Origin of the sequence: Acetonema longum DSM 6540 (genome assembly GCF_000219125.1) — a bacterium.
Classification (GTDB): Bacteria; Bacillota; Negativicutes; order Sporomusales; family Acetonemataceae; genus Acetonema; species Acetonema longum.
In genome coordinates this window covers 1-1100 of the sequence record NZ_AFGF01000212.1, presented here as the reverse complement: position 1 = coordinate 1100, position 1100 = coordinate 1, and the positions used below count along the sequence as shown (strand labels likewise).

Sequence of the window (1100 nt, the reverse complement as noted above, 5' to 3'; positions counted from 1 at the left end):
TACCTGGTACAATGGTTTTACCACAAAACACTGTACCTCCCGAAAGGAGACGAGCCTTCATGGTAAAAGTATACCCGTTTCGATGCCCCAAGTGCAACAATGATCATTCCTTCTACCGCTATGGCAAAGATACATTAGGATTTCAGAAATATCTTTGCCGAGAATGTAGCCATCAGTTTTCCCCTGATGCCCCGCCAGGTCGGCCGCGACAACGACCTTATCCCAGCTGCCCTCGCTGTGGCAAAGCGATGTTTCTTCACCACGACAAGAAGCATTACGCCAATTATCGCTGCTGCGATAAAAAATGCAATCACTCCATTTTTACACCGAAAGCCACTGCCGTGTCTCCTGCTTCTATGTCCCATCTATTTGGCAAAACGGATTTTAAAAGGATGCGCTATCCGATTCAGACTATCCTGATGGCCTTGACCCTGTTTTACATCGGCAAAAACTCATTTCGTAATATTGCCCTGATTTTGCGCACAGTCATGAATATTCCAGTCTCCCACACCACCATTAGCAGTTGGTGCACCCGCTTCGCCCCTCTGTTTCAATCCATCAGCCTGGAGCTTATTCCCTTGCTTAATTTCTCTTCCGATGAGTGGCATGCTGATGAGACGGTGGTAAAAATTGCGGGAGTGAAGCATTACATATGGTTTATCATCGATAGCGAAACCCGCTTTGTCCTGGGCTATCACCTTTCCCCTCACAGAGACAGTTCTCAAGCTTTTTCCTTGTTTCATTCCCTATCAGTACCAGGTAAACCCCAAGCCATCGTGACAGACCGGTATAGCGCTTACAAGGGGCCAATAAAGTCTTTGGCAGATGTGCGTCATATTCGGGTGCACAGCTTTGCCGACGACATTACCAACAATCTCATTGAGTGCTTTCACAAGCAGTTTAAGGCTTGGTACAAGACGAAACAGGGATTTTGTTCTTTTGATAGCGCTAACAATTTGATTGCCTTTTTTGTCTTTTTCTTTAATTTTGTTCGCCCGCATTCCGCCTTAAACGGCTTAACTCCGGCCCATGTGGCGGGACTGCATCTTTCTCCAAAGCGTAAACGCGAGCTTTTTCTCGTGGCTTGACTTATTCCTGCG

At 46.6% G+C, this 1100-nt stretch carries 1 protein-coding gene; it reads left to right on the top strand.

Translation table 11 applies throughout. From position 1 onward, the window contains the following. Positions 1–59: 59 nt before the first annotated feature. Positions 60–1088: an IS6 family transposase gene (locus ALO_RS17010; RefSeq protein WP_040293757.1), complete on the top strand. Its 1029-nt coding sequence runs from the start codon at positions 60–62 to the stop codon at positions 1086–1088. The last annotated feature ends 12 nt before the right edge of the window (positions 1089–1100 follow it).